The 4,745-nt window shown below is 72.2% G+C and carries 4 protein-coding genes; 2 read left to right on the top strand and 2 right to left on the bottom strand.

Annotated elements, in window-relative coordinates; translation table 11 throughout:
- Positions 1–413: 413 nt before the first annotated feature.
- Complete coding sequence (locus tag HW445_RS18960) at positions 414–1,256, top strand: VOC family protein (RefSeq protein WP_180222190.1); 843 nt, start codon at positions 414–416, stop codon at positions 1,254–1,256.
- A gap of 126 nt (positions 1,257–1,382) precedes the next feature.
- Here the strand turns inward: HW445_RS18960 and glgX are convergent, their stop codons facing one another.
- Entirely contained in the window at positions 1,383–3,515 is a 2,133-nt protein-coding gene (gene glgX / locus HW445_RS18955) for a glycogen debranching protein GlgX (RefSeq protein WP_374939672.1), read from the bottom strand.
- A gap of 32 nt (positions 3,516–3,547) precedes the next feature.
- Positions 3,548–4,072 (bottom strand): pep a2, encoded by a 525-nt coding sequence (locus HW445_RS18950; RefSeq protein WP_180222188.1) that lies wholly within the window; start codon positions 4,070–4,072, stop codon positions 3,548–3,550.
- Positions 4,073–4,324: 252 nt separating this feature from the next.
- Between HW445_RS18950 and HW445_RS18945 the strand changes: the two genes are divergently transcribed.
- On the top strand, positions 4,325–4,645 hold the full coding sequence (locus HW445_RS18945) for a DUF5133 domain-containing protein (RefSeq protein WP_180222187.1): 321 nt from the start codon (positions 4,325–4,327) through the stop codon (positions 4,643–4,645).
- Positions 4,646–4,745 lie beyond the last annotated feature (100 nt).

Raw genomic sequence — 4,745 nt, 5'->3', positions numbered from 1 at the left:
ACGCGGTCGGTCTCGGCCCCGGGTACGTCCGCCGGCGGGGGAGCCGCCCGCGTCCCGTCCCGTTCGCTGTCACCCGGACGGCCCTCCGTACGCATAGTGACCTCCGGCGTCCGTCGTAGGCTCCCGCGGGATCCTCGGGCTCAACTACATCGTCGCCATTCGTCCCGCCGCCTGCCACCGGGGGGCCTGTCTCGGCGGGGGGCCTGTCCCGGCGGGGGGGCCTCCGCCGTCGGCGGGCGTCGGCGGCGGACGCGCGGCGGGTCCCCGCGGCGGCCACCGTTTCGGCCGAAAGGCCCGGGTACTCGACAGGCACCGGCACGAGGTCCGGCCGGACACTGGTGTCGGACCGTGCGCGCGCCGGCCCCTCGCCCCAGGCGCCCCTTACTCCAGGACGTGGGACTGTCATGACTGCCATGAACGACGACAGCACGCCCCCCGGCACCCTCGCCGGACGGCCGCGCTCCACCCGCACCATCTCCGGCGCTCCCGGCTGGGTGAGCCTGACCAGCCACGATCTCGCCGCGACCCAGAAGTTCTACAGCGCCGTCCTGGGGTGGGAGTGGCGCTCCATGCGGCTGGGCGACCCCTTCCGGGTGGCCCAGGTCGACGGCGTTCCCGTCGCCGGGGTCGCCGCCGTGGCGGGCATGTGGCAGATGGCGGTCAGCTGGACGGCGTACTTCGCGGTGGAGAGCGCCGACCAGACGGCCTCCCGGGTCCAGGAGCGCGGCGGCACGCTGGCCGTCGGCCCGCTCTCGCTGCCGCCCGGCCGCGCCGCCCTGCTCGCCGACCGGGACGGCGCCACCTTCGGCATCTGGGAGGGCGAGATCTTCGGGGCCTGGGAGGCCTGGCGCAAGGCCTCACCGGTCCTCATCCGTCTGCACACCCGGGACGCCTTCGACTCCGCGATCTTCTACGGCGAGGTCCTGGAGTGGGCCTCCGGCCGCCCGGGGGGCTGTGAGGTCCAGTACGACGGCGAGGAGGTGGTCGTGGTCAGCAGCGGTGAGGAGGTGGCCCGGATCGAGTCCGGTGCCCTCGGCGCCGCGCCCGACCCGACGATCCGGCCGCACTGGCAGGTCCACTTCGCGGTCGAGGACGTCCTCGGCTGCACCCGCGCCACCCAGGCGCACGGCGGCTCGGTGCTCCGCTCGACGGACCGGGAGGCGGTGCTGCGCGACCCGGAGGGCGCCCTGTTCACCGTCTACCACCGGCCCACCGGACCGCTCGGCGGCATGCGGCCCTCCGGCGACCGGTCCTGACCGGGGCGACGAGCGGCGTTCGACGACCGGCGCGGCGGCGCCCCTGACCGGGGCGCCGCCGCCGCTTCCGTCCGGGCTCCACCGGCCCACCGGATAGGCCCGTCAGCCCGTCAGCCCGTCAGCCCGTCAGCCCGTCAGCCCGTCCGAAGGGTCCGTCGCCGGGGGCCGCGACAGCACCACCAGGCTGCGTGACGAGACGACGAGTTCGGTGCCGGCCTTGTGCTCGGACTCGTCCGGCATGCCCTGCGGGTCCGCCGTGTCGACCAGCGCCGTCCACCGCTCGCCGTAGGCGGCCGACGGCAGCCGGAAGGCCGTCGGCTCCCAGTGGCTGTTGAAGAGCAGCAGGAAGGAGTCGTCGATCACCCGCTGTCCGTAGGAGTCCCGTTCGGCGATGGCGTCGCCGTTGAGGAAGACCCCGAGCGCGTGCGCGCCGCTGCGGTGCCAGTCCTCGTCGGCCATCTCGGTGGCGTCCGGCAGCAGCCACACCAGGTCGGGCAGCGGCCGTCCCTCGCGGACCGGGGTCTCGCCGCGGAAGAAGCGTCGCCGCCGCAGCACGGGGTGCTCGCGGCGCAGCGCGATCAGGCGGCGGGTGTAGGCGGTCAGCTCGCGCTGCTCCGGGCCGAGGCCGCGCCAGTCGATCCAGGAGATCTCGTTGTCCTGGCAGTAGGCGTTGTTGTTGCCGCGCTGGGTGCGGCCCAGTTCGTCGCCGTGGCAGATCATCGGGATGCCCTGGGAGAGCAGCAGGGTGGCCAGGAGGTTGCGCTGCTGGCGGGCGCGGAGTTCGAGGACGCCCTCGTCGTCGGTCTCGCCCTCGACGCCGCAGTTCCAGGAGCGGTTGTGGCTCTCGCCGTCGCGGTTGTCCTCGCCGTTGGCCTCGTTGTGCTTGTCGTTGTACGACACCAGGTCGCGCAGGGTGAAACCGTCGTGGGCGGTGACGAAGTTGATGCTGGCGCGCGGCCGGCGGCGGTCGCGCTCGTAGAGGTCGGAGGAGCCGGTCAGCCGGGAGGCGAATTCGGCCAGGCTGTCGTCCTCGGCCCGCCAGAAGTCGCGCACCGCGTCGCGGTAGAGGCCGTTCCACTCCGACCACAGGGGCGGGAAGTTGCCCACCTGGTAGCCGCCGTCGCCGAGGTCCCACGGTTCGGCGATCAGCTTGACGCGGCTGATCACCGGGTCCTGCTGGATGAGGTCGAAGAACGCCGACAGCCGGTCGACCTCGTGGAACTGCCGGGCCAGGGTGGCCGCCAGGTCGAAGCGGAAGCCGTCGACGTGCATCTCGGTCACCCAGTACCGCAGCGAGTCCATGATGAGCTGCAGCACGTAGGGGTGACGCATCAACAGGCTGTTGCCGGTGCCGGTGGTGTCGTAGTAATGAGCCCAGTCGCCGTCGACCAGGCGGTAGTAGGAGGCGTTGTCGATGCCGCGGAAGGAGAGGGTGGGGCCCTTCTCGTTGCCTTCCGCCGTGTGGTTGTAGACCACGTCGAGGATGACCTCGAGGCCGGCCTCGTGGAGCGACTTCACCATCGCCTTGAACTCGTTCACCTGTTCGCCGCGGGTGCCGCGGGCGGCGTACTCGTTGTGCGGGGCGAAGAAGCCGATCGTGTTGTAACCCCAGTAGTTGGTGAGTCCCCTGCCCTGCAGGACACCGTCCTGCACGAACTGGTGCACCGGCATCAGTTCGACCGCCGTCACCCCGAGGCAGGTGAGGTGTTCGATCACCGCGGGGTGGGCGAGGCCGGCGTAGGTGCCGCGCAGCCGGGCCGGCACCTTGGGGTGGGTACGGGTGAGGCCGCGGACGTGGGTCTCGTAGATGACGGAGTCCGCGTACGGCCGTCCGGGTGAACGGTCGTCGCCCCAGTCGAAGTAGGGGTCGGTGACCACGCCGAGCATGGTGTGACCGCCGCTGTCGGACGACGACCGGCCGCGCGGGGCCCGCTCGTACAGCGAGGGGTGGTCGTCGGGCATGCCGTCGACGGCCCGGGCGTAGGGGTCGAGAAGCAGCTTGCGCGGATTGCAGCGGTGCCCGAGGGACGGGTCCCAGGGGCCGTGGACCCGGTAGCCGTAGCGCTGGCCGGGGCCCACACCGGGCAGGTAGCAGTGCCAGACGAAGCCGTCGACCTCGTGGAGGGTCACCGTGCGGTGCGAGCCGTCGTCGTCCACCAGGACCAGGTCGACGCGCTCGGCGACCTCGCTGAAGAGCGCGAAGTTGGTGCCCTGGCCGTCGTAGGTCGCGCCCAGCGGACTGGGGCGCCCGCTCCACACGGGCGCCCCAGCGCTCTCGGTCCTGCGCCCCGTCACCGCGTCACCACGCTCTCGTGCACGGCGACGGCCACTTCGGGCGGTGCGCATCCCCTCAGGGCCGGCACCGGCTCGGTCTCCCGCGGCAGGTCGAGGGCCTCGGTGACCAGCGGGTCCGGACCGACCGGCACCAGCGGCACGCGCTCCCCGGAGCGGGCGCGCCGGGTGAACCAGATGATCCGGCCGGCGCCCGTGTCGCACCAGCCCCAGCCGTCGCTGTGCGCGGCGATGTGGGTCAGGCAGGGGCGCAGTTCCAGGTCGGGACGGAGGTTGCGGTCGTTCTGGCCGACCGCGGTGATCAGGTGCTGACCGTTCCACCACATCTCGATGGAGGTCTGCTTGTCGGTGGCGTGCTCGTCGATGGCGCGCAGCAGCACCTCGGCGCCGCGGCGGACGGGATCGACGAGGTTGTCGAGGCTCCAGAACCGGAGGTGTGCGGCCAGGATGCGGCCGACCTGGTCGACCCGTTGGGGACCGACCTCCACGTCGAGGTGGTAGTAGCAGGGCACTGCTGTCTTCATCGTCGTTGGCTCCTCACGGGCGAAGCTCCTCGCCTCCTCGTGCCACTTGGCGGACACGAGCCCCCGAACACGAAGCGTGAGTGTTGTTCGCTTCAGAGTCATCTTCAGAGTGAGAGTCTTACGCCGTTCGTGCAACCCGGGGCGACTCCTGCGGTCGTTGAAGCCCCAACAAGACGCTGCGTGGTCCCATGTGCACCATGGGTGACAAGCCTGCCCAGGAATCGTCCGAAGCATCGAGAGGGGGCCCGCCCCATGCTGCTCCCGGCCAAGGCCGAAGTGGCCCGGCATCTCAGCCGGTACCGGGCCTGGGAACGGGTGATGCTCGCATCTCCCGCCGACCCGGTGGTGCGCCACCGCTTCGAGGACTCGGGCTACAGCTTGTGCGCCCTGATGGGCAAGCGCTGTGCGCGCGAGGCGGCCGACGCCGCCGACCGGTATCTGCGCTCCGGTCTCGTCTCCTACCTGCGGGAGGAGCGGCGCGAGGCGCCACCCCCGCTCCGCGGGCGGCGGGCCTCCGGCCGGACGGGCCGGCGCGGCCCGCCGGGCGGGCGTCGTTCGCCCGCGGGCCGCTAGGCACCACCGGCCCCGCCCCGATCCCGCTCCGGCATTCCGATCACGTCGAAGGCAGAACCATGAAGCGACCCCAGGCCATCGGCCGCATTCCCGTCCGCGA

Origin of the sequence: Streptomyces sp. UH6 (assembly GCF_013421635.1) — a bacterium.
GTDB lineage: Bacteria > Actinomycetota > Actinomycetes > Streptomycetales > Streptomycetaceae > Streptomyces > Streptomyces abyssomicinicus.
Note: the sequence above shows the minus strand (reverse complement) of the source record. Positions and strands in the feature narration are given on the sequence as shown.